This is a genomic window from Qipengyuania sp. GPGPB31, assembly GCF_038396345.1.
Taxonomy (GTDB): domain Bacteria; phylum Pseudomonadota; class Alphaproteobacteria; order Sphingomonadales; family Sphingomonadaceae; genus Qipengyuania; species Qipengyuania citrea.
In genome coordinates, this window is record NZ_CP149572.1 from 104,783 (window position 1) to 123,442 (window position 18,660).

An 18,660-nucleotide genomic window follows, 5' to 3' on the forward strand; every position below is an offset into this window, starting at 1 on the left:
ACATTGTCGCGACACTGGAGGGGCTGGCGCCGCGAGGGGCCGGCACGAAACCCCATTGTCGCATGGGGCGCGTATTGGAGACTGCATGGCCGACCTGGACCGCTTGACCGAAGTAATCGAACCCGAGGCACAGGCCCTTGGATTCGAGCTCGTGCGCGTCAAGATGATGCCGTCCGAAGCCGGTGACGGCGGCGAGGCGCTCCAGATCATGGCCGAAGATCCCGCCACGGGCCAATTGGTGATCGAACAGTGCGCGGCCCTGTCGCGCCGCGTGTCCGATCGGATCGATGCGCTCGAAGAGCAGGGCGATGTGCTGATCGCCGGGGCCTATCACCTCGAAGTATCGAGTCCGGGGATCGACCGGCCGCTGACCCGGGCGAAGGATTTCGCCAATTGGGCCGGCCATGAAACCAAGATTTCCATGGCCAAGAGCTATGACGGCCAGCGCAACCTGCGCGGCGAACTCAAGGGCATCGACGGCGACATCGTCACCATCGAAGACCGCAAGCAGGGGCTCGTTACGGTCCCCCGCGACCAGATCCATTCGGCGAAGCTCGTCTTGACCGACGAACTGATTGCCGCCACCCAGCCGCTCGACACGAGCGGTGCCGACGAAATTGTCGAAACCCCCGACATTCCTGACGAAGAAAAGGCAGACGACTGATGGCCAGTGCCATTTCCGCCAACAAGGCTGAACTCCTCGCGATCGCAAACTCGGTCGCTTCGGAAAAGATGATCGACAAGGCGATCGTCATCGAGGCGATGGAAGAAGCGATCCAGAAATCTGCCCGCAACCGTTATGGTGCGGAAAACGACATCCGTGCCAAGCTCGATCCGCTGACCGGCGATCTGCGCCTGTGGCGCGTCGTCGAGGTCGTCGAGGAAGTCGAGGACTACTTCAAGCAGATCGATCTCAAAGCCGCCGAAAAGCTGCAGGACGACGCCAAGGTCGGCGACTTCATCGTCGATCCGCTGCCACCGGTCGATCTCGGCCGTATCGACGCGCAGAGCGCAAAGCAGGTGATCTTCCAGAAGGTCCGCGATGCCGAACGCGAGCGCCAGTACGAAGAATTCAAGGACCGCGCGGGCGAAGTCATCACCGGCGTGATCAAGTCGGTCGAGTTCGGCCATGTGATCGTCAACCTCGGCCGTGCCGAAGGCGTGATTCGCCGCGACCAGCAGATCCCGCGCGAAGCCGCGCGGGTCGGCGAACGCGTGCGCGCGCTGATCACCAAGGTGGAACGCAACAACCGCGGCCCGCAGATCTTCCTCAGCCGCGCGCATCCCGATTTCATGCGCAAGCTGTTCGCGCAGGAAGTGCCCGAAATCTATGACGGCATCATCGAGATCAAGGCCGCCGCCCGCGACCCGGGCAGCCGGGCCAAGATCGGCGTGATCAGCCACGACAGCAGCATCGACCCGGTCGGCGCCTGCGTCGGCATGAAGGGCAGCCGCGTCCAGGCGGTCGTGCAGGAACTGCAGGGCGAAAAGATCGACATCATCCCGTGGAGCGATGACGGCGCGACCTTCATCGTCAACGCGCTCCAGCCGGCCACCGTCGCCCGCGTCGTGCTCGACGAGGAAGAGGGCCGCATCGAAGTCGTCGTGCCCGACGACCAGCTGTCGCTCGCCATCGGTCGCCGCGGCCAGAACGTGCGTCTCGCCAGCCAGCTGACAGGCAACCAGATCGACATCATGACCGAGGAAGAAGCCTCGGAAAAGCGCCAGAAGGAATTCGCCGAGCGCTCGAAGATGTTCGAGGAAGAGCTCGACGTCGACGAAACGCTGTCGCAGCTGCTCGTCGCCGAAGGCTTCGCCGAACTCGAGGAAGTCGCCTATGTCGAGCTCGACGAGCTGGCGGCGATCGAAGGCTTCGACGAAGACCTGGCCGGCGAATTGCAGAACCGCGCACAGGAAGCGATCGACCGCCAGGAGGCCGCGCATCGCGAGGCACGCCGCGAACTGGGCGTCGAGGACGACCTCGCCGAACTGCCGCACCTCAGCGAAGCGATGCTCGTGACGCTGGGCAAGGCGGGTATCAAGACGCTCGACGACCTGGCGGATCTCGCCACCGACGAGCTGATCCAGAAGAAGCGCGAAGCCCCGCGTCGGCGCAACAATGCCGACGGTCCGCCGATGCGCCGCCCCTCGGTCCGCGAACAGGACAAGGCCGGCGTGCTGGGCGAATACGGGTTGAGCGAAGAGCAGGGCAACGAGATCATCATGGCCGCCCGCGCGCACTGGTTCGACGACGAAGAGGAAGCCCCGGCACCTGCCGCAGCGACCGACACGCAGGAGGCCGCCGATGCGGACTCCACCCAATGAGCGCCTGACGTCCGACATCGCTGGCACGCCCAAGGCACGGAAAGCTTCCGAGCCCGAACGGCGGTGCATTCTTTCGGGGGAGACCGCCCCGCGCGAAACACTCGTGCGGCTGGCGGTTTCGCCTGCCGGACTGGTGCTGCCCGATGCGCATGAAAAAGCGCCCGGACGCGGCGCCTGGACCGGTGCCCCGCGCGCGGAATTCGCAGCGGCGCTGGCCTCGGGCAAGCTGAAGGGAGCGCTGGCGCGCGCGTTCAAGACCGGCGATCTGGAATTGCCCGAAACGCTGCCGCAGATGATCGAGGATGCGCTGACTCGCGTGCTGCTCGACCGACTGGGGCTCGAAATGCGCGTCGGAAGCCTTATCTTGGGCACCCAGCGCATCGCGGAAGCGGCGCGCGGGGGCGCAGTGGCCATGCTGTTGCATGCCAATGATGCCAGCGAAGACGGGCGCAAGAAGCTCGACCAGGCGTGGCGCGTCGGACGCGATGCGGAAGGGTCGGGCGAGCGCGGTCTCGAACTGCCACTGGACCGGAGCGCTCTATCTGTGGCATTGGGCCGCGACAATGTCGTCCATCTGGCGCTGGCCGATGATGCTGCGGTCGCGAGGGTCATGAAACCGCTGACGCGCCTCATGCACTATCTGGGGCATGACCTGCCCACCGCTGAGCGGCGCGCCTCCGTATGCGCGCCGGATGACGAACTGAACGAGACGAACGAGAGAAACGAGCAATAATGAGCGACGACGACAAGAAACCAGCCCGCAAGCCGCTGACCCTCAAGGGTGCTCAGCCGGGCGAGGTCAAGCAGACCTTCAGCCACGGCCGCACCAACAAGGTCGCGGTCGAGGTGAAGCGCCGCCGCAAGCTCGTGAAGCCCGGCGAAACCCCGCCTGCTGCGCCGCCCCCGCCGCCGCCGCCGCCGCCCGCTCCCGAGCCGGCACCGGCTCCGGTGGCCAAGAAGGCTGCGCCGAAGAAGCCGGCTGCGCCCGCCGACGAAACCCCGCAGGAACGCGTCGCGCGTCTGCAGCGCGAGGCCGAGGAAGATCGCCTGCGCCAGAGCGAGGACGCGCGCAAGCGCGAGGAAGAGCAGGCCCGCCAGGCTGCCGAAGACCAGAAGAAACGCGCCGAAGAGAAGCGCAAGGCCGAGGAGGAGGCCGCCAAGGCCGCTACCGAGGAAGCGCAGAAGCCGGCGCAGCAGCCCGCGGAAGAACCCGCAGCGGCTGCTGGCGAGACCGCGGCGGAAACGCCTGCGGGTGACAAGGCCGCTGCCGGGACCCCGTCGCCGGCGCCGCGCCGCTTCACCCCGGTTGCGCGCCCCGAGCCCAAGAAGCCCGAGCGCAAGAAGAAGGACGACAAGGCCGCGCGCACTGCCGAGAAGCCGGACAAGCGCCGCGCCGGCAAGCTGACGGTCAACAAGGCCCTCAACGAGGACGAAGGACGCCGCGCGCGTTCGCTCGCCGCGCTCAAGCGCGCCCGCGAGAAGGAGCGCCGCATGCAGGGCGGCCCCTCGAAGCCGCGCGAAAAGCAGGTCCGCGACGTCATCGTCCCCGAAGCCATCACGGTTGGCGAACTGGCCAAGCGGATGGGCGAAAAGGGTGCCGATCTCGTCAAGGAACTCTTCAATCTCGACATGATGGTGACCGTCAACCAGACGATCGACCAGGACACTGCGGAATTGCTGGTCGACCAGTTCGGCCACAACATCCAGAAGGTCTCGGAAGCCGATGTCGACATCGCCAATGTCGATGACGTCGATCCGCCCGAGACGCTCAAGCCGCGTCCCGCGGTGGTCACGATCATGGGCCATGTCGACCACGGCAAGACCAGCCTGCTTGACGCCCTGCGCGGCGCCAATGTCGTCAAGGGCGAAGCCGGCGGCATTACGCAGCATATCGGCAGCTACCAGGTGAATACGAAGGGCGGCGATACGATCACCTTCCTCGACACGCCGGGTCACGCCGCCTTTACCGAGATGCGCCAGCGCGGTGCCAATGTCACCGATATCGTGGTGCTGGTGGTGGCGGCCGACGATGGCATCATGCCGCAGACGATCGAGGCCATCAATCACACCAAGGCCGCGGGCGTCCCGATGATCGTCGCGATCAACAAGATGGACAAGCCCGAAGCCAATCCCGACAACATCCGTACGCGTCTGCTCGAACACGAAGTGATCGTCGAGAAGATGTCGGGCGATGTGCAGGACGTGGAAATCTCGGCCAAGGAGAAGTCCGGTCTCGACAAGCTGCTCGACGCGATCAGCCTGCAGGCCGAACTGCTCGAGCTTAAGGCCAATCCCGACCGTATGGCCGAAGCCACGGTCATCGAAGCGCAGCTCGACAAGGGCCGCGGCCCGGTGGCCACCGTGCTCGTCACGCGCGGTACGCTGGAGCGCGGTAACACCTTCGTGGTCGGTACGCAGAGTGGCCGCGTCCGCGCGATCGTCAACGACCAGGGCAAGCAGATCAAGAAGGCCGGTCCGTCGATGCCGGTCGAGGTCCTCGGCCTTGGCGGCGTGCCGTCGGCCGGTGACGTGCTGAGCGTGGTCGAGAACGAACAGCGTGCCCGCGAAGTCGCCGAATACCGCCAGGAAAAGGCAACCGAGAAGCGCACCGCGCTGGCCCCGACCAGCTTCGATACGATGTTCAACAACCTCGCGTCGAATGTGGTCGAGTTCCCCGTACTGGTGAAAGCCGATGTGCAGGGTTCGGTGGAAGCCATCACGACCGCGTTGCACAATCTGTCGAACGATCTCATCAAGGTCCGCGTGCTGCACGCCGGCGTGGGTGCGATCACCGAAAGCGATGTCCAGCTGGCGGCTGCTTCCAACGCGCCGATCATCGGCTTCAACGTGCGTCCCAACGCCAAGGCGCGCGAACTGGTGAAGCGCGACGGCGTCGAGATGAAGTATTACGACGTCATCTATCACCTGACCGAGGAAATCGCGAAGGAGATGGCAGGCGAGCTGGGTCCGGAACGGATCGAACACGTCGTGGGCCGTGCCGCGGTCAAGGAAGTGTTCCGTTCAGGCAAGAAGGACAAGGCCGCCGGCCTGCTGGTCGAGGAAGGCGTCATCCGCAAGGGCCTGTTCGCCCGTCTCACGCGCGACGACGTCATCGTTTCGGCAACGACCATCGCATCGCTGCGGCGCTTCAAGGACGACGTGGACGAAGTCCGCGCCGGGCTCGAATGCGGCGTGGTGCTGGCCGATACCAACGACATCAAGGCGGGCGACCAGCTCGAAGTCTTCGAAGTCGAGGAGCGCGAACGCACGCTGTGACCGGGGGCTGAGGACGGATGGCGAAAATCCACGAAGGCAGGCGTTCGCCATCGGCCGAGCTGATGGCGAGCGACTTCGTCTCCTTCGATGTGGAGCGGGGCGAGCTGACCACGCGCTACACCCCGCCGCCGAGCTTCGCGAGCCCGCGCGGCGCGGTGCAGGGGGGCCTCATCGCGGGGTTCCTCGATGAAGTGATGGGCGGGGCGCTGCTCGCCGTTACCGAAGCCCGCTTCGGTGCGGCGGAGCAGCGCCTGCCGCTCAATCTCGACATGAACCTCACCTATTTGCGCATGGTCCCGATGGAAACCGTCACTGCCAGGGGGCGCGTGCTCAAGCTGGGCAAACGGGTCGCCTTCCTCGAGGGCGAGCTGTTCGACAAGGACGGCAATCTGCTGGTGCGCGCCACTTCGAGCGCCATTCCCACGCCGCTGCCGGGAAAGGACGACTGATGGCCGACAATGCCATCCTCGGCGCACCGCACGCCAAATTGCTGGGCGTGAAGTTCGACCATTTCGACAAGGACCGCGAGGAAATCACCCTGCGTTTCCACGCGCCCGACAGTTTCATCACCCCGCGCGGCAGCGTGCAGGGCGGGCTTGTTGCGGGCTTCCTCGACGAGGTGATGGGCTGGGCGCATGTCTGGGCCACCGACCACGAAGAAGCGCCGCTCAATCTCGACATCTCGATGAGCCTGCTGAAGCCGGTCATGGCCGGGCCGGTGATCGGCAAGGGCCGCGTGATCCGCCGCGGGCGCAAGGTCATCTTCCTCGAAGGCGAACTGTTCGACGAGGCGGGCAAGCTGCTCGCCCGCGCAACCAGCACCGCGATCCCCACGCCGCGCCCGGGCGGGGCCGCCTGATGGGGCGTCGTCTCGCTCTGCTCGGGTCGATCAATGTCGGCGGCAACCGTATCACGATGGGGGATCTGGTCGGCGCGCTGACCAGGCACGGCTTCGCCGATGTCGAGACCGTCGTCGCCAGCGGCAATATCCTGTTCGACCCGCCAACCGGCGTGTTGGGAAAGGAACTGCCCGACCGGATTGCCGATATTGTGCGCAGCGAACTGGGCGTCGATACCTTCGCACTGGTACTCAGCGCCGCCGAACTGGAAGCGGCGATCGCGGAAAATCCCTTCTCCGGCACGGGCGAAGACAAATTCGTCCACGTCCACTTTCTCACCGCGCAGCCCGGACCGGAACGCTTCGAACGGCTCCTTGCCGACCATGCCGGGCGCGGGGACGAGCGGATCGCCCCCGGAACACGCGCACTCCATATCGATTATGTGAACGGTGTCGGCACCAGCAAGCTGACTGCCGCCTTTATCGAGCGCCGCCTCGGCTGCCAGGGCACGGCGCGCAACATGCGATCGCTCAAGCGACTTACCGAAAGACTTGCCTGATGGCCCGAAACGACTCCACTCCCGAACAGCAATCGGTCCGCGTCCTCAAGGTGGGCGAGCGGGTCCGCCATATCCTGTCCGAACTGCTCGCGCGCGGCGAGGCGCATGACGACGTGCTGTCCGCCAGCAACATCGCGGTGACGGAAGTGCGCATGACACCCGACCTGCGCAACGCCAAGGCCTATGTGAAGCCGCTGCTCGGCGAAGACGAGGGCCAGGTGCTCAAGGCGCTGCGGACCAACACCGCGTTCTTCCAGAAGGAAGTCGCGCAGCGGCTCGGTCTCAAATTTGCCCCCAGGCTCAATTTCCAGCCCGACGAGAGCTTCGACGAAGCCAGCCGGATCGAAAAGCTGCTGTCCGACCCCAAGGTCGCGCGCGACCTCGACGATACCGACGACTAGGCGCGCGCCCGGGGTTCCATGCACCTGCGGTTCGTCATTCCCGCGCTGACGGGGATGACGATCGCATGGATCAATTCATGAGCGGCGCCGTGGGCGCGGCGACTTCCGGCAGCATGTAGCCGACCGGCGCATCCGGCCCGAGCGGAATGCCGAGGTAGAACCACAGCACGATCAGCACCGTCCCCGAGATGAGCAGCCAGACCGAATAGGGGATCATCATCGCGGTCAGGCTGCCCAGGCCGAAGTCCTTCTGCCAGCGCTGCGCGAAGACCAGGATCAGCGGGAAGTAGACCATCAGCGGGGTGATGATATTGGTCGCGCTGTCGCCGACGCGGTACGCCGCGGTCGCGCCTTCCGGGCTGATCCCCAACAGCATGAGCATCGGCACAAGGATCGGCGCAAGCAGTGCCCACTTGGCGCTTGCCGAGCCCACGAACAGGTTGAGCAACCCGGTGAACAGTACCATCAGGCCGAGCACCAGCGGAAGCGGCAGGCCGGTCGACTGGATCGCCGCCGCGCCATGCACCGCGCTGATAAGGCCGAGGTTCGACCAGCCGAACATCGCCACGAAATGCGCAGCGGCGAAGGCGAGCACGAGGTAATAGCCCATGTCCTTCATGCTCTCGGCCATCATCTCGACCAGGTCGCGGTGCGACCTGATCTTGCCGGTCGCGCGGCCATAGGCCCAGCCGGTCAGCAGGAACAGCAGGAAGAAGGCGGCGACAAGGCTGCGGTAAAGCGGCGCAAGCTGCGTATGGATCGAACAATCGGCCGCAGGGACCGCCTCGCATGCGGCTTCGTCGACCAACGGCGTGCCCGGGGCGAAGACCATCAGCAGCCAGAGCGCGACCACGAACAGCGCGGCATAGCCGGCATGCCGCAGCCCCTTGGCCGCCAGCGCGCCGCTTTCGTCGGCGGGATCGGGGCTCATGTCGTCGGCCTGCGCGCCGGCAGTCGCGCCGCCTTTCCACGGGCCGAGCCGCGGTTCGACGATCTTGTCGGTGACATACCAGATGATCGGCAGGTACACGAAGGTCATCACGCTGATGAAGAACCAGTTGCCCGCGATATTGGCAGTCCACAGCGGATCCAGCGCGCTCGCGCCCACCGCTTCCTCGGTGATCCCGAACAGTAGCGCATCGAGCTGGCCGGGCGAGATATTGGCCGAGAAACCGCCCGATACGCCGGCGAATGCGGCGGCGATCCCGGCCAGCGGATGGCGCCCGGCGGCGGCGAAAAGGATGCCGGCAAGCGGGATCAGCACGACATAGCCCGCATCGGCGGCATGGTTGCCGAGCATCGCCACCAGCGCGACCACCGGGGTGAGCATTGCTTTGGGCGCGCTCTTGACCGCTTTCGACATGCCGGCGGCGAAGAAGCCCGAACGTTCCGCGACGCCCGCGCCCAGCATCACGACGAGCACGTAGCCGAGCGGGTGGAAGTGCGTGAACGTGGCGGGCATTTCGACCCACAGGCGCTGGATGTTCTCGGGCGAAAGCAGGCTGACCGCGTCGATCCGCAGCGCGGACCCGGTCGCTTCGTCGATGGCGGTGGGGTGGAAGGCCGACACGCCCGAGAGCGCCGCGACGATCGATACGATCACCAGCGCGATAATCAGGTAGAAGAAGATGAATACCGGGTCGGGCAGTTTGTTGCCCGTCCGCTCGACCCAGCCCAGAATGCCGGTCTGGGTGTTTTCCGCTGTCGTCGCTTCAGCCATCGAAGTTCCCTGGTCTCTTGTCGTCTCTCGTCGGGGCGATCATCCCCGATCGCATGTGACGCCCTTCTTAACAGCGACGCCGCCGGGGGCTAGGGCCAGCGCATGGCCAAGCTCTATTTCTATTATGCCAGCATGAATGCGGGAAAGAGCAGCACGCTGCTGCAGGCCGCATTCAACTACAACGAGCGCGGAATGCGGGTCTCGCTGTGGACCGCTGCGCTCGACGACCGGCCGGGTTTCGGCGCGATCTCGAGCCGGATCGGCCTGGCCAGCGAAGCGCATCGCTACGACGCGCAAACCGATATCGAAGCGCGCGTGCTCGGCGACCATGCGAAGGAGCGGGTTGCCTGCGTGCTGGTGGACGAAGCGCAGTTCCTGTCCGAAACGCAAGTATGGCAACTTGCGCGGCTGGCCGACGCGGCGGACATTCCGGTGCTGTGTTATGGGCTGCGCACCGATTTCCAGGGAAAGCTGTTCCCCGGCTCCGCCACGCTGCTGGGCATTGCCGATGCGCTGGTCGAGCTGAAGGCGGTGTGCGATTGCGGGCGCAAGGCGATCATGAACCTGCGCGTCGATGCGGAGGGACGGGCAGTGAGCGAAGGCGCCCAGACCGAAATCGGCGGCAACGACCGTTATGTCGCGCTGTGCCGCCGGCACTTCGTGGACAAGCTGGGCGGGGCCTATCCCGGCGAACCGCTGGCGGGTTAGTCCGGCGCACCCTATCTAGCTTGCCATGACCGAAACGCTTCTTCTCGCGGTGATTCTCATCCCGTGCCTGATTGTCGCCATCGTGTTTCACGAGGTGGCGCATGGCTGGGTCGCGCTGGCGCTGGGCGATCCCACCGCCAAGGAACAGCGGCGGCTGTCGCTCAACCCGATCCGCCATGTCGACCCGATCGGCACGCTGCTGGTGCCCGGGGCGCTGGCGCTGTTCGGCGGGCCGATCTTCGGCTGGGCCAAGCCCGTCCCGGTGCGCGGCGAACGGCTGCGCGATCCGCGGTTCGGCATGGTCGCGGTGGCGGCGGCCGGGCCGGGCACAAATCTCGTGCTGGCACTGGTCGGCGCGCTGCTCTTGGGCGCAGTATCGGGGGCGATCATCGCCGCCGGCGCCATGCCGCCCGAATGGCTGGTCACTGCGGGCGGGACATTCATCCTGATCAACGTCTTCCTCGCCTTGTTCAACCTGTTGCCGATCCCCCCCTTCGACGGTTCGCACATCGTCGGCGGGCTGCTGCCGCGCAAATGGGCGGGCAATTGGCAGAAGCTGCAGTCGCTGGGCATGCTGTTCTTCGTCGTCCTGATCGCCGCGACCTGGGCATTCCCCGATAGCGGGCTGATCGAGAACACCGTCCTGCCGCCGGTGCTGTGGCTGCAGGAACACTATTTCGCCATCGCCGAATGGGTTGCACGCGGGATCGCCGAATGACCGATCGGAAGGCGCCTCCGCATGGCTGGCTGATCCTCGATAAGCCGCGCGGGCTGGGTTCGACGCAGGCGGTCGGCATGGTCAAGCGCGTGCTGCGCCAGGGCGGCTATGCCAAGACCAAGGTCGGGCATGGCGGAACGCTCGATCCGCTGGCCGAAGGCGTGCTCCCGATCGCATTGGGCGAAGCGACCAAGCTTGCGGGGCGCATGCTCGATGCCGACAAGATCTACGCCTTCACCATCCAGTTCGGCGAGGAAACCGCCACGCTCGACACCGAGGGCGAGGTCACCGAGCGCAGCGATCGCCGGCCGCCGATGGCAGCGATCGCGGGCGTACTCGACCATTTCACCGGCCCCATCGAACAGGTGCCGCCCGCTTATTCGGCGCTGAAGATCGACGGCAAGCGCGCCTACGATCGTGCCCGCGCCGGCGAAACGGTCGAAATGAAGACCCGCGCCGTGACAGTTCACGACCTTTATCTTGCCGGTCATCCCCGCGAAGGCGGGGATCCAGATAAGGGCAGCTCTCTCGCTCGGGGGCTGGACCCCCGCCTTCGCGGGGGTGACGATAGTGGTGCTGGCCTCGTCAGCACATTCCAGACCACTGCCGGGCGGCCCGACCCCTACGATCCGCAGGCGCCGCTCGAACTGGCGGACAGCGTCACGCTGGTCGCGCATGTCTCCAAGGGGACATACATCCGTTCGCTGGCACGGGACATCGCACGCGCGCTTGGCACGCTGGGTCACGTCACCTATCTCAGGCGCATCAAGGCCGGCCCGTTCCGCGAAGAGCAGGCGATTTCGCTGGACAAGCTGGAGGAAATCGCTAAGGGCGCGGCCATCGAGAACCTTCTCTTGCCGCTCGAGGCCGGACTGGACGACATCCCGGTTCTGACACTCGATCCCGACAGCGCGCAGGCGGTCCGCCAGGGCCGGGTATTGTCGGAACTGCCCCATACCGACGGGCTCCATCTCGCCAGCTTGCACGATGTGCCGGTGGCCCTGGTGGAAGTCGACGGTGGCACGGCCAAGGTCGTGCGGGGTTTCAACCTGCCGGATGTCGCGGAGTAGAATACATGTCGGTTACTGCCGAAAAGAAACAGGAAATCATCAAGGACAACGCCCAGGCCAAGGGTGATACCGGTTCGCCGGAAGTCCAGGTCGCCATTCTGACCGAACGAATTCGCAACCTGACCGAGCACTTCAAGTCCAACCACAAGGACAATCACTCGCGTCGTGGTCTGCTGATGATGGTCAACAAGCGCCGCAACCTGCTCGCCTATCTCAAGAAGACGGACGTCGAGCGGTACAATGCGCTGATCCAGAAGCTGGGTCTTCGCAAATAAGAGTTTCTCGAAGGGGTGGCTCAGGCCGCCCCTTTGTTTATCCGGCCTGCGCGCAATACGGCGCGGGGCTGGAAAATGGAGGCGCGAAAAGCCTCGGACCGGACCGGGACGGAATACCCGGCACAGTAGGCCCCGCACCGCAATAAGGCCGTGCGGGTTCATAAGGAAAATACATGTTCGACACGAAAACCGTATCGCTGGAGTGGGGCGGAAAGACCCTCACCCTCGAAACCGGCCGCATCGCCCGTCAGGCTGACGGCGCCGTTCTGGCCACCTATGGCGAAACCGTGGTGCTGTGCGCCGTGACCGCCGCCAAGAGTGTACGCGAAGGGCAGGACTTCTTCCCGCTGACCGTCCACTACCAGGAAAAATTCTCCGCTGCGGGCCGCATTCCCGGCGGCTTCTTCAAGCGCGAAGGCCGCGCCACGGAGAAAGAAACGCTCACCTCGCGTCTCATCGACCGCCCCGTACGGCCGCTGTTCCCCGAAGGTTTCTACAACGAAATCAACGTGATCTGCCAGGTCCTGTCGTATGACGGCGAGACCGAGCCCGATATCGTCGCGATGATCGCCGCTTCGGCTGCGCTGACCATCAGCGGCGTGCCCTTCATGGGCCCGATCGGTGCTGCACGCGTCGGTTTCCGCAATGGCGAATACGAACTCAACCCGAGCCTCGAAAGCGCGCTCGACGAAGAAGGTCGCCTCGACCTCGTCGTTGCCGCAACGCAGGACGCGGTGATGATGGTCGAATCCGAAGCCAAGGAACTGACCGAAGAGGAAATGCTCGGCGCCGTCATGTTCGCGCATGAGGAAAGCCGCAAGGTCATCGGCGCGATCGTCGACCTGGCCGAGCAGGCCGCCAAGGAACCGTGGGAAATCGACACTTCGGACGATACCTCGGCGATCAAGGAAAAGCTGCGCGGCATCGTCGGCGACGACATCGCCGCCGCCTACAAGCTGACCGACAAGTCGGCGCGTTCGGATGCGCTCAACGATGCGCGGGCCAAGGCCAAGGATGCCTTCGCCGAAGAAGAAGCGCAGACGCAGATGGTCGCCAACAAGGCGGTCAAGAAGTTGGAAGCGGAAATCGTTCGCGGCGCCATCCTCAAGGACGGCCAGCGCATCGACGGTCGCAAGCTCGACCAGGTCCGCCCGATCGAGGCGATGGTCGGCCTGCTGCCCCGCACGCACGGTTCGGCGCTGTTCACGCGCGGTGAGACGCAGGCGATCTGCACCACCACGCTGGGCACCAAGGATGCCGAGCAGATGATCGACGGTCTCGAAGGCCTCTCGTACAACAACTTCATGCTGCACTATAACTTCCCGCCCTATTCGGTCGGCGAAGTGGGCCGCTTCGGCTTCACCAGCCGCCGCGAGACCGGTCACGGCAAACTTGCATGGCGTGCGCTGCACCCGGTGCTGCCCAAGCATGAAGACTTTCCCTATACCATCCGCATCCTGTCGGACATCACCGAGTCCAACGGCTCTTCCTCGATGGCGACCGTCTGCGGTGGCTGTCTGTCGATGATGGATGCCGGCGTTCCGATCGAACGCCCGGTGTCGGGCATCGCCATGGGCCTGATCCTCGAAGGCGACGACTTTGCGGTCCTGTCGGACATCCTCGGTGACGAAGATCACCTGGGCGACATGGACTTCAAGGTCGCCGGTTCGGAAAAGGGCATCACCTCGCTCCAGATGGACATCAAGGTCGCCGGCATTACGCAGGAGATCATGAAGACCGCGCTGGAGCAGGCCAAGGGCGGCCGTGCACACATTCTCGGTGAGATGAACAAGGCGCTGACCGGCGCCCGTACCGAGGTTTCCAAGCACGCCCCGCGCATCGAGACGATGCAGATCGACAAGTCGAAGATCCGCGACGTCATCGGCACGGGCGGCAAGGTGATCCGCGAGATCGTTGCCGAAACCGGCGCCAAGGTCGACATCGACGACGAGGGCGTGATCAAGATCAGCTCCTCCAACGCCGACGAGATCGAAGCCGCACGCAAGTGGATCGAAGGCATCGTCGAAGAGGCGGAAGTCGGCAAGATCTACAATGGCAAGGTCGTCAACATCGTCGACTTCGGCGCCTTCGTGAACTTCATGGGCGGCAAGGACGGTCTCGTCCATGTCAGCGAGATGAAGAACGAGCGCGTCGAGAAGCCGACCGACGTCGTGTCGGAAGGCCAGGAAGTGAAGGTCAAGGTCCTCGAGATCGACCAGCGCGGCAAGGTCCGCCTGTCGATGCGCGTGGTCGACCAGGAAACCGGCGAAGAGCTGGAAGACACCCGCCCTGCGCGCGAACCGCGCGGTGACCGTGGCCCGCGTGGCGGCGGTGGTGGCCGTGGCGGCGATCGCCGCGGTGGCCGGGGTGGCCCGCGCCGCGACCGCGATGGCGGCGGGAACAAGGACGGGGGCGGTGAAGCCCACGTGCCCGACTTCCTGAAGGACTGATCCTTCGCTAGGCATTACAGGGGGTCGCGGGTCCGCCCGCGGCCCCCTTTGCTATGGAGAATAGACGATGCTTCCGCGCGAAACGCTCGCCACTGCCCAGGTCCCCGACGGCGAAACGCTGACGCTGGTCAGCCACGGCCGCGATTTCATCATCATGCTCGGCCGCGACGAGCTGATGGGGACGCGCATGCAGTTTTCCGAAGAACAGCTGGCCGAGCTGACGCTGGCTGAACTGGATGCGCCGCGCCCGCGGGTGCTGATCGGCGGCTATGGCATGGGCTTTACCTACCGCGCGGCGCTGGCGAAACTGCCCGAGGGCGGCGCGGTCACGGTGGCCGAAATCGTCCCCGACATCCTCGAATGGGCTGCAGGGCCGCTGGCGCATCTGACCGGCGACAGCCTGTCCGACCCGCGTGGCGAAGTGGTGATCTGCGATGTCGCGGCGTTGATCGACGATGCCAATGACGGCACGACGCCGAAATACGACGCCATATTGCTGGATGTCGACAACGGTCCCGACGGGATCGTGCGCGATGCCAATTTCCGGATCTATACGAAGACCGGGCTGGGCAAGGCGCGCGATGCGCTGCGACCCGGCGGTATCCTTGCCGTGTGGTCAGCCGCGCCCGACCACAAGTTCACCCAGCGGCTCAAGGACAGCGGCTTCAGCGTCGAGGTGCGCGAAGTGCGGGCGCGGCCCAACAACAAGGGGCCGCGCCACACGATCTGGTTTGCGCGCAAACGCTAGCGCTTGATCCGCATCCGGCCCATGAAGTCCATCTTGCCCACGGGCAGGCCCTTCATCCGCAGGATGTTGTAGGCGGTGGCGCAATGGAAATAGAAGTTCGGCTGGCTGAAGGTGAGCAGGAAGTCCTCGGCATTGAAATCCATGCCGCGGTCCTTGAACTCGAACCGCATCGGTTGGCCGATCCAGCCTTCCATTTCCTCTTCGGTCAGCGCTTCCAGCGTTTCGCGCGCGCCCGATAGCTTTTCGCGCAGCGCGTCGAAGCTTGTCGGCGGCGGGTTGAGATCGGGCGAATAGAGTCCCGCCCGCACGCCCTCGATCGACCCCTGTGTATGCTCGGCCACGCATTTGACCTGGTAGGACCACGGCAGCATGTCGTCGAACACGCGCGCATTGATGAAGTCGTCATGCCCGCAATCGTGCTCGCTGCACCATTTCTCTGCTGTATCGACCAAGTGGCGGGCGGTCCCCAGCATTTGCAGGGCGCTCGGAACATAGGCAGCGTGTAGCGAAAGCGGCATGTAAGTCTCCTCTCTGAAAGCGCGCGAACATAGGCAAGATGCCCGGCGATGCCAGCGGCAATCGGCGTCAGACGCCGTGCACCAGCCGCGGCTGTGAATGCTTCCCGTCCTGCCACAGCAGCAGCTGGTCCCTGCCGGCGTCCTTCGCCGCGTAGAGCGCCTCGTCGCCGCGCTTGACCGCGCTGTCGAGCGTGTCGTTCGGCCGCACTTCCGTCAGCCCGGCGCTCGCCGTGACCGGGAAGGGGACCTCGGGCACCAGTTCGAGCACCGAAATGGTAATCCGCCGCCGGACGGTTTCCGCGAGCCGCTGCCAGTCGTCGCCATACAGCAGCACCACGAATTCCTCGCCGCCCTGCCGCGCGGGGAAAACATTCTCGTGCTTAAGCCCGTCGACCACCGCGATCAGCACCTCGTCGCCGATATCGTGTCCGAACATGTCGTTGATGCGCTTGAAATGGTCGCAGTCGATCACGGCAAGCCCGCGGGGGCGGCCATGCGCCGGATCGCGGAAGCGCAGCGCGAGGCCGCGGCGGTTGGCGATATTGGTGAGCGGATCGGTCGCCACGGCAATCCTCGCCTCGCGCACGTCGGCGACGGCGGCGTCGCGCTGGCGCTTGACCGTCATGTAGCCGGCGATCACGCCCGCGGCAGTCACGATGAAGTCGATCAGCACGGCAAACAGCGCTGCCACCGGCCAATAGGTGACCGGCTCACCCGTGCCCAGTTCGTAAGCGAGGACCAGTAGCGCAATGATGATCAGCGGGGCATAGCCCACCGCCTGGTACTGCGCGGCGCGGCTCCCGGCGCGCACGGCGATCGCCAGCCCCGCGATCAGCCCGAGGATCATGACCAGGATCAGGATGTCGTGTACGCGATCGAGCCATGGCCAGACGGGTGCCAGCGCGGTTGCCAGCCCGCCGACGACCCCCAGCGCGAACAGCTTGTACAGCCAGAAGCGCACCCGCGCAAAACGGGGCCGGTTCTCGATATAGGTGGCAAGGAAGGGGCCGGTGCTGCCAATTGCCAGCGACAGCGCGATCTCGCCGACATCGATCCGCAATTCGCCTGCGGGAAAGAAGGCCGGCAGTTCGAGCGGGAACAGCGCGATGCTCATGATGACGAAGCACAGCGTGCGGACCGTGGCCCACAGCAGGAAATCGCGCCGGATGACGGGATAGAGCGCGAGCGACAGCACTCCGAAAACCGCGGCTATTCCCAGAAACGCGCCAAATGTGACGCTACCCCATTCCATCTCTTCCGCCCCCCAACGGTTCCGCACACCAAGCCGCCCCCGCGCTGCGGGAGGTGACCGAGTGTCTTTGGCTGTAAACGCCGTCCCGTTGTGGGCTAGGCGAGGAGCGACCCGCTAAAATCTCGGTTAGCGTACCCGCGGTCCGCCGAACGGCAGCGGCGGAGGGGGACGGCGCGCGCCGCGCGGCAGCTGGGCCTGGTAGGCCCGGCCGCAGTGTTCGACGCAATAGGGGAAGCCGGGGTTCACAGCCTCGCCGCAGAAATGGAAATCGGGTTCGCCCGGGTGTCCCATCGGCCAGCGGCAGACCTTGTCCGACAGATCCAGCAGGCTGGTCTTGTCGGCGATTTCGGGGCTCGGCTTGGCCGGGACCAGGCGGCGCGGCGGCGCGGGGGGAATCGGGGGCTGCTGGTCGCCGGGACCCTGGCGCAGAAAGCCACCCGGCCCGACCGAGACAATCTTGGGCAGGTTGGAATTCTTGTTCGGCATCGGCTGCGACGGGTTGCCGCCATCCTGCCGCGGTGCAGGCGGCGGTGCTGCCGGTTCCGGCGGGGCGGCCGGCGCAGCAGCAGCGGCCGGCTTGGCTGCGGGCTTCGCCGCCTTCTTGGGCGCCGGTGCCTTGGGCGCGGCCTTGGGGGCAGCGGCGGCCTTCTTCTTGTCGTTGGCCTTGACCGGCGACGGGCGCGACTTGAGACCGAGGCGGTGCGCCTTGCCGATCACGGCATTGCGGCTCACCCCGCCCAGCTCGTCGGCGATCTGGCTGGCGGTCGAACCGCCTTCCCACATCTTCTTAAGCGTTGCGATCCGTTCGTCGGTCCAGCTCATGTACAGTCCTGTATCTCGTGTCTTGCCGCCGCGGCTTGCATGCCGTGACGCTTGGGCCTAGGCGCGCCCTATGGTCGATCAAGCTCAGCCCAAATCGCTCGGAAGCGATCATCCGGACGCATCCTTCGTCGAAGGTAATGCCGGAGGGGAGAGCAGGTTTCCGCCGCGGGGTCGCCCGGTGATCCGCGGAATCAACCGGATTGGCCTGTGGAGCCTCTATATGAAGGAGGTCCGCCGGTTTCTCAAGGTCCAGACGCAGACAATCTGGGCCCCGGCAGTCACCACGGTGCTTTTTCTCGTAATCTTCTCGGTCGCGCTGGGGCGGGGCGGGCGCGAGGTGCTGGGCGTCAATTTCCCCACCTTCGTCGCACCCGGCCTGATTGCCATGGCGATGATGCAGAACGCCTTCGCCAATTCCTCCTTCTCGCTGCTTTCCGGCAAGATCCAGGGGACCATCATCGACCTGCTGATGCCGCCGCTGTCCGAAGGCGAGCTGATGTGCGGTATCGTAGGGGCAGCGATGACCCGCGCAGTGGCGGTCGGCTTCGTCGTCGCGGGGGCAATGATGCTGTATCCCGGAGTGAGCCTGGCGATGGCGCATCCCTGGGCGGTGGTGTGGTTCGGGCTGATGGGCGCGATGATGCTCGCGCTGCTTGGCCTGCTCGCATCGATCTGGGCGGAGAAATTCGACCACAATGCCGCGGTGACCAATTTCGTCGTCGCGCCGCTGGCGATGCTGTCGGGGACGTTCTACGTCATCGACCGGCTTGCACCGGCCTTCCAGGCGGTCAGCCGTGCCAATCCCTTCTTCTACGTGATCTCGGGCTTTCGCTACGGCTTTCTCGGACGCAGCGACATCGGCGATGCGGCGGCGGTGACGATGGCCGCGCTGGGCCTGTTCGCGCTCAACGCAGTGCTGGCCTTCGCCACCTACCGGATCCTGAAGTCGGGCTGGAAGATCAAGAACTGATCGTTCGCC

General features: G+C 65.3%; 19 protein-coding genes. 15 read left to right on the forward strand and 4 right to left on the reverse strand.

Features of this window, described 5'->3' with window-relative positions:
• The first annotated feature begins 85 nt into the window (after positions 1 to 85).
• The 8 genes from rimP to rbfA are packed head-to-tail and all read left to right on the forward strand — an operon-like array spanning position 86 to position 7,400.
• The gene (gene rimP / locus WKH79_RS00605) at positions 86 to 664 is read left to right on the forward strand and encodes a ribosome maturation protein RimP (RefSeq protein ID WP_050600178.1); all 579 of its coding nucleotides are present in this window, start codon (positions 86 to 88) and stop codon (positions 662 to 664) included.
• Positions 664 to 2,325, forward strand: coding sequence for a transcription termination factor NusA (gene nusA / locus WKH79_RS00610; RefSeq protein ID WP_063512485.1), 1,662 nt, complete (start codon positions 664 to 666; stop codon positions 2,323 to 2,325). The genes rimP and nusA overlap by 1 nt, the downstream gene beginning before the upstream one ends.
• Positions 2,306 to 3,058, forward strand: coding sequence for a DUF448 domain-containing protein (locus tag WKH79_RS00615; protein WP_341859291.1), 753 nt, complete (start codon positions 2,306 to 2,308; stop codon positions 3,056 to 3,058). Before nusA ends, WKH79_RS00615 begins: the two co-directional genes overlap by 20 nt.
• Positions 3,058 to 5,601: a translation initiation factor IF-2 gene (gene infB / locus WKH79_RS00620; protein WP_050600181.1), complete on the forward strand. Its 2,544-nt coding sequence runs from the start codon at positions 3,058 to 3,060 to the stop codon at positions 5,599 to 5,601. Before WKH79_RS00615 ends, infB begins: the two co-directional genes overlap by 1 nt.
• 17 nt (positions 5,602 to 5,618) lie before the next feature.
• Positions 5,619 to 6,050 carry a PaaI family thioesterase gene (locus WKH79_RS00625; protein WP_050600182.1) on the forward strand — a complete coding sequence of 144 codons (432 nt, stop codon included), beginning with the start codon at positions 5,619 to 5,621 and terminating at the stop codon, positions 6,048 to 6,050.
• Complete coding sequence (locus WKH79_RS00630; RefSeq protein WP_269420724.1) at positions 6,050 to 6,460, forward strand: PaaI family thioesterase; 411 nt, start codon at positions 6,050 to 6,052, stop codon at positions 6,458 to 6,460. Before WKH79_RS00625 ends, WKH79_RS00630 begins: the two co-directional genes overlap by 1 nt.
• Positions 6,460 to 6,999: a DUF1697 domain-containing protein gene (locus WKH79_RS00635; protein WP_063507177.1), complete on the forward strand. Its 540-nt coding sequence runs from the start codon at positions 6,460 to 6,462 to the stop codon at positions 6,997 to 6,999. The genes WKH79_RS00630 and WKH79_RS00635 overlap by 1 nt, the downstream gene beginning before the upstream one ends.
• Positions 6,999 to 7,400: a 30S ribosome-binding factor RbfA gene (gene rbfA, locus WKH79_RS00640; RefSeq protein ID WP_050600344.1), complete on the forward strand. Its 402-nt coding sequence runs from the start codon at positions 6,999 to 7,001 to the stop codon at positions 7,398 to 7,400. Before WKH79_RS00635 ends, rbfA begins: the two co-directional genes overlap by 1 nt.
• Before the next feature lie 70 nt (positions 7,401 to 7,470).
• On the opposite strand, the gene WKH79_RS00645 is transcribed toward rbfA, so the two are convergent.
• Complete coding sequence (locus WKH79_RS00645) at positions 7,471 to 9,120, reverse strand: AbgT family transporter (RefSeq protein ID WP_341859292.1); 1,650 nt, start codon at positions 9,118 to 9,120, stop codon at positions 7,471 to 7,473.
• A gap of 102 nt (positions 9,121 to 9,222) precedes the next feature.
• Here WKH79_RS00645 and WKH79_RS00650 point away from each other — a divergent pair, with 102 nt between their 5' ends.
• The 6 genes from WKH79_RS00650 (at position 9,223) to WKH79_RS00675 (ending at position 15,089) form a co-directional block, all read left to right on the forward strand.
• Positions 9,223 to 9,828 (forward strand): thymidine kinase, encoded by a 606-nt coding sequence (locus WKH79_RS00650; RefSeq protein WP_160767561.1) that lies wholly within the window; start codon positions 9,223 to 9,225, stop codon positions 9,826 to 9,828.
• A gap of 25 nt (positions 9,829 to 9,853) precedes the next feature.
• Positions 9,854 to 10,546, forward strand: coding sequence for a site-2 protease family protein (locus WKH79_RS00655; RefSeq protein ID WP_341859293.1), 693 nt, complete (start codon positions 9,854 to 9,856; stop codon positions 10,544 to 10,546).
• A complete protein-coding gene (gene truB, locus WKH79_RS00660) occupies positions 10,543 to 11,616 on the forward strand; it encodes a tRNA pseudouridine(55) synthase TruB (protein ID WP_341859294.1) in 1,074 nt (357 codons plus the stop codon). Before WKH79_RS00655 ends, truB begins: the two co-directional genes overlap by 4 nt.
• 5 nt (positions 11,617 to 11,621) lie before the next feature.
• The gene (gene rpsO / locus WKH79_RS00665) at positions 11,622 to 11,891 is read left to right on the forward strand and encodes a 30S ribosomal protein S15 (protein WP_050600188.1); all 270 of its coding nucleotides are present in this window, start codon (positions 11,622 to 11,624) and stop codon (positions 11,889 to 11,891) included.
• A gap of 173 nt (positions 11,892 to 12,064) precedes the next feature.
• On the forward strand, positions 12,065 to 14,341 hold the full coding sequence (gene pnp, locus WKH79_RS00670) for a polyribonucleotide nucleotidyltransferase (RefSeq protein WP_341859295.1): 2,277 nt from the start codon (positions 12,065 to 12,067) through the stop codon (positions 14,339 to 14,341).
• Between the two features lie 67 nt (positions 14,342 to 14,408).
• Positions 14,409 to 15,089: a spermidine synthase gene (locus WKH79_RS00675; protein ID WP_063511853.1), complete on the forward strand. Its 681-nt coding sequence runs from the start codon at positions 14,409 to 14,411 to the stop codon at positions 15,087 to 15,089.
• Here WKH79_RS00675 and WKH79_RS00680 read toward each other — a convergent pair.
• The 3 genes from WKH79_RS00680 to WKH79_RS00690 all read right to left on the reverse strand — a co-directional run bounded on the left by WKH79_RS00680 (position 15,086) and on the right by WKH79_RS00690 (position 17,681).
• Positions 15,086 to 15,607, reverse strand: a complete 522-nt coding sequence (locus WKH79_RS00680) for a DUF1993 domain-containing protein (protein WP_063507184.1) — start codon at positions 15,605 to 15,607, stop codon at positions 15,086 to 15,088. The genes WKH79_RS00675 and WKH79_RS00680 overlap by 4 nt on opposite strands.
• 67 nt (positions 15,608 to 15,674) lie before the next feature.
• Positions 15,675 to 16,859, reverse strand: a complete 1,185-nt coding sequence (locus WKH79_RS00685) for a diguanylate cyclase (RefSeq protein WP_341859296.1) — start codon at positions 16,857 to 16,859, stop codon at positions 15,675 to 15,677.
• 126 nt (positions 16,860 to 16,985) lie between these two features.
• A complete protein-coding gene (locus tag WKH79_RS00690; protein WP_341859297.1) occupies positions 16,986 to 17,681 on the reverse strand; it encodes a GcrA family cell cycle regulator in 696 nt (231 codons plus the stop codon).
• 70 nt (positions 17,682 to 17,751) lie between these two features.
• Between WKH79_RS00690 and WKH79_RS00695 the strand changes: the two genes are divergently transcribed.
• Positions 17,752 to 18,651, forward strand: coding sequence for an ABC transporter permease (locus tag WKH79_RS00695; RefSeq protein ID WP_082835418.1), 900 nt, complete (start codon positions 17,752 to 17,754; stop codon positions 18,649 to 18,651).
• The last annotated feature ends 9 nt before the right edge of the window (positions 18,652 to 18,660 follow it).

Excerpts from the sequence above, each read along its gene's own strand:
- rimP (WP_050600178.1), top strand. The coding sequence starts at position 86 with ATGGCCGACCTGGACCGCTTGACCGAAGTAATCGAACCCGAGGCACAG.
- nusA (WP_063512485.1), top strand. The coding sequence starts at position 664 with ATGGCCAGTGCCATTTCCGCCAACAAGGCTGAACTCCTCGCGATCGCA.
- WKH79_RS00615 (WP_341859291.1), top strand. The coding sequence starts at position 2,306 with ATGCGGACTCCACCCAATGAGCGCCTGACGTCCGACATCGCTGGCACG.
- infB (WP_050600181.1), top strand. The coding sequence starts at position 3,058 with ATGAGCGACGACGACAAGAAACCAGCCCGCAAGCCGCTGACCCTCAAG.
- WKH79_RS00625 (WP_050600182.1), top strand. The coding sequence starts at position 5,619 with ATGGCGAAAATCCACGAAGGCAGGCGTTCGCCATCGGCCGAGCTGATG.
- WKH79_RS00630 (WP_269420724.1), top strand. The coding sequence starts at position 6,050 with ATGGCCGACAATGCCATCCTCGGCGCACCGCACGCCAAATTGCTGGGC.
- WKH79_RS00635 (WP_063507177.1), top strand. The coding sequence starts at position 6,460 with ATGGGGCGTCGTCTCGCTCTGCTCGGGTCGATCAATGTCGGCGGCAAC.
- rbfA (WP_050600344.1), top strand. The coding sequence starts at position 6,999 with ATGGCCCGAAACGACTCCACTCCCGAACAGCAATCGGTCCGCGTCCTC.
- WKH79_RS00645 (WP_341859292.1), bottom strand. The coding sequence starts at position 9,120 with ATGGCTGAAGCGACGACAGCGGAAAACACCCAGACCGGCATTCTGGGC.
- WKH79_RS00650 (WP_160767561.1), top strand. The coding sequence starts at position 9,223 with ATGGCCAAGCTCTATTTCTATTATGCCAGCATGAATGCGGGAAAGAGC.
- WKH79_RS00655 (WP_341859293.1), top strand. The coding sequence starts at position 9,854 with ATGACCGAAACGCTTCTTCTCGCGGTGATTCTCATCCCGTGCCTGATT.
- truB (WP_341859294.1), top strand. The coding sequence starts at position 10,543 with ATGACCGATCGGAAGGCGCCTCCGCATGGCTGGCTGATCCTCGATAAG.
- rpsO (WP_050600188.1), top strand. The coding sequence starts at position 11,622 with ATGTCGGTTACTGCCGAAAAGAAACAGGAAATCATCAAGGACAACGCC.
- pnp (WP_341859295.1), top strand. The coding sequence starts at position 12,065 with ATGTTCGACACGAAAACCGTATCGCTGGAGTGGGGCGGAAAGACCCTC.
- WKH79_RS00675 (WP_063511853.1), top strand. The coding sequence starts at position 14,409 with ATGCTTCCGCGCGAAACGCTCGCCACTGCCCAGGTCCCCGACGGCGAA.
- WKH79_RS00680 (WP_063507184.1), bottom strand. The coding sequence starts at position 15,607 with ATGCCGCTTTCGCTACACGCTGCCTATGTTCCGAGCGCCCTGCAAATG.
- WKH79_RS00685 (WP_341859296.1), bottom strand. The coding sequence starts at position 16,859 with ATGGAATGGGGTAGCGTCACATTTGGCGCGTTTCTGGGAATAGCCGCG.
- WKH79_RS00690 (WP_341859297.1), bottom strand. The coding sequence starts at position 17,681 with ATGAGCTGGACCGACGAACGGATCGCAACGCTTAAGAAGATGTGGGAA.
- WKH79_RS00695 (WP_082835418.1), top strand. The coding sequence starts at position 17,752 with ATGGTCGATCAAGCTCAGCCCAAATCGCTCGGAAGCGATCATCCGGAC.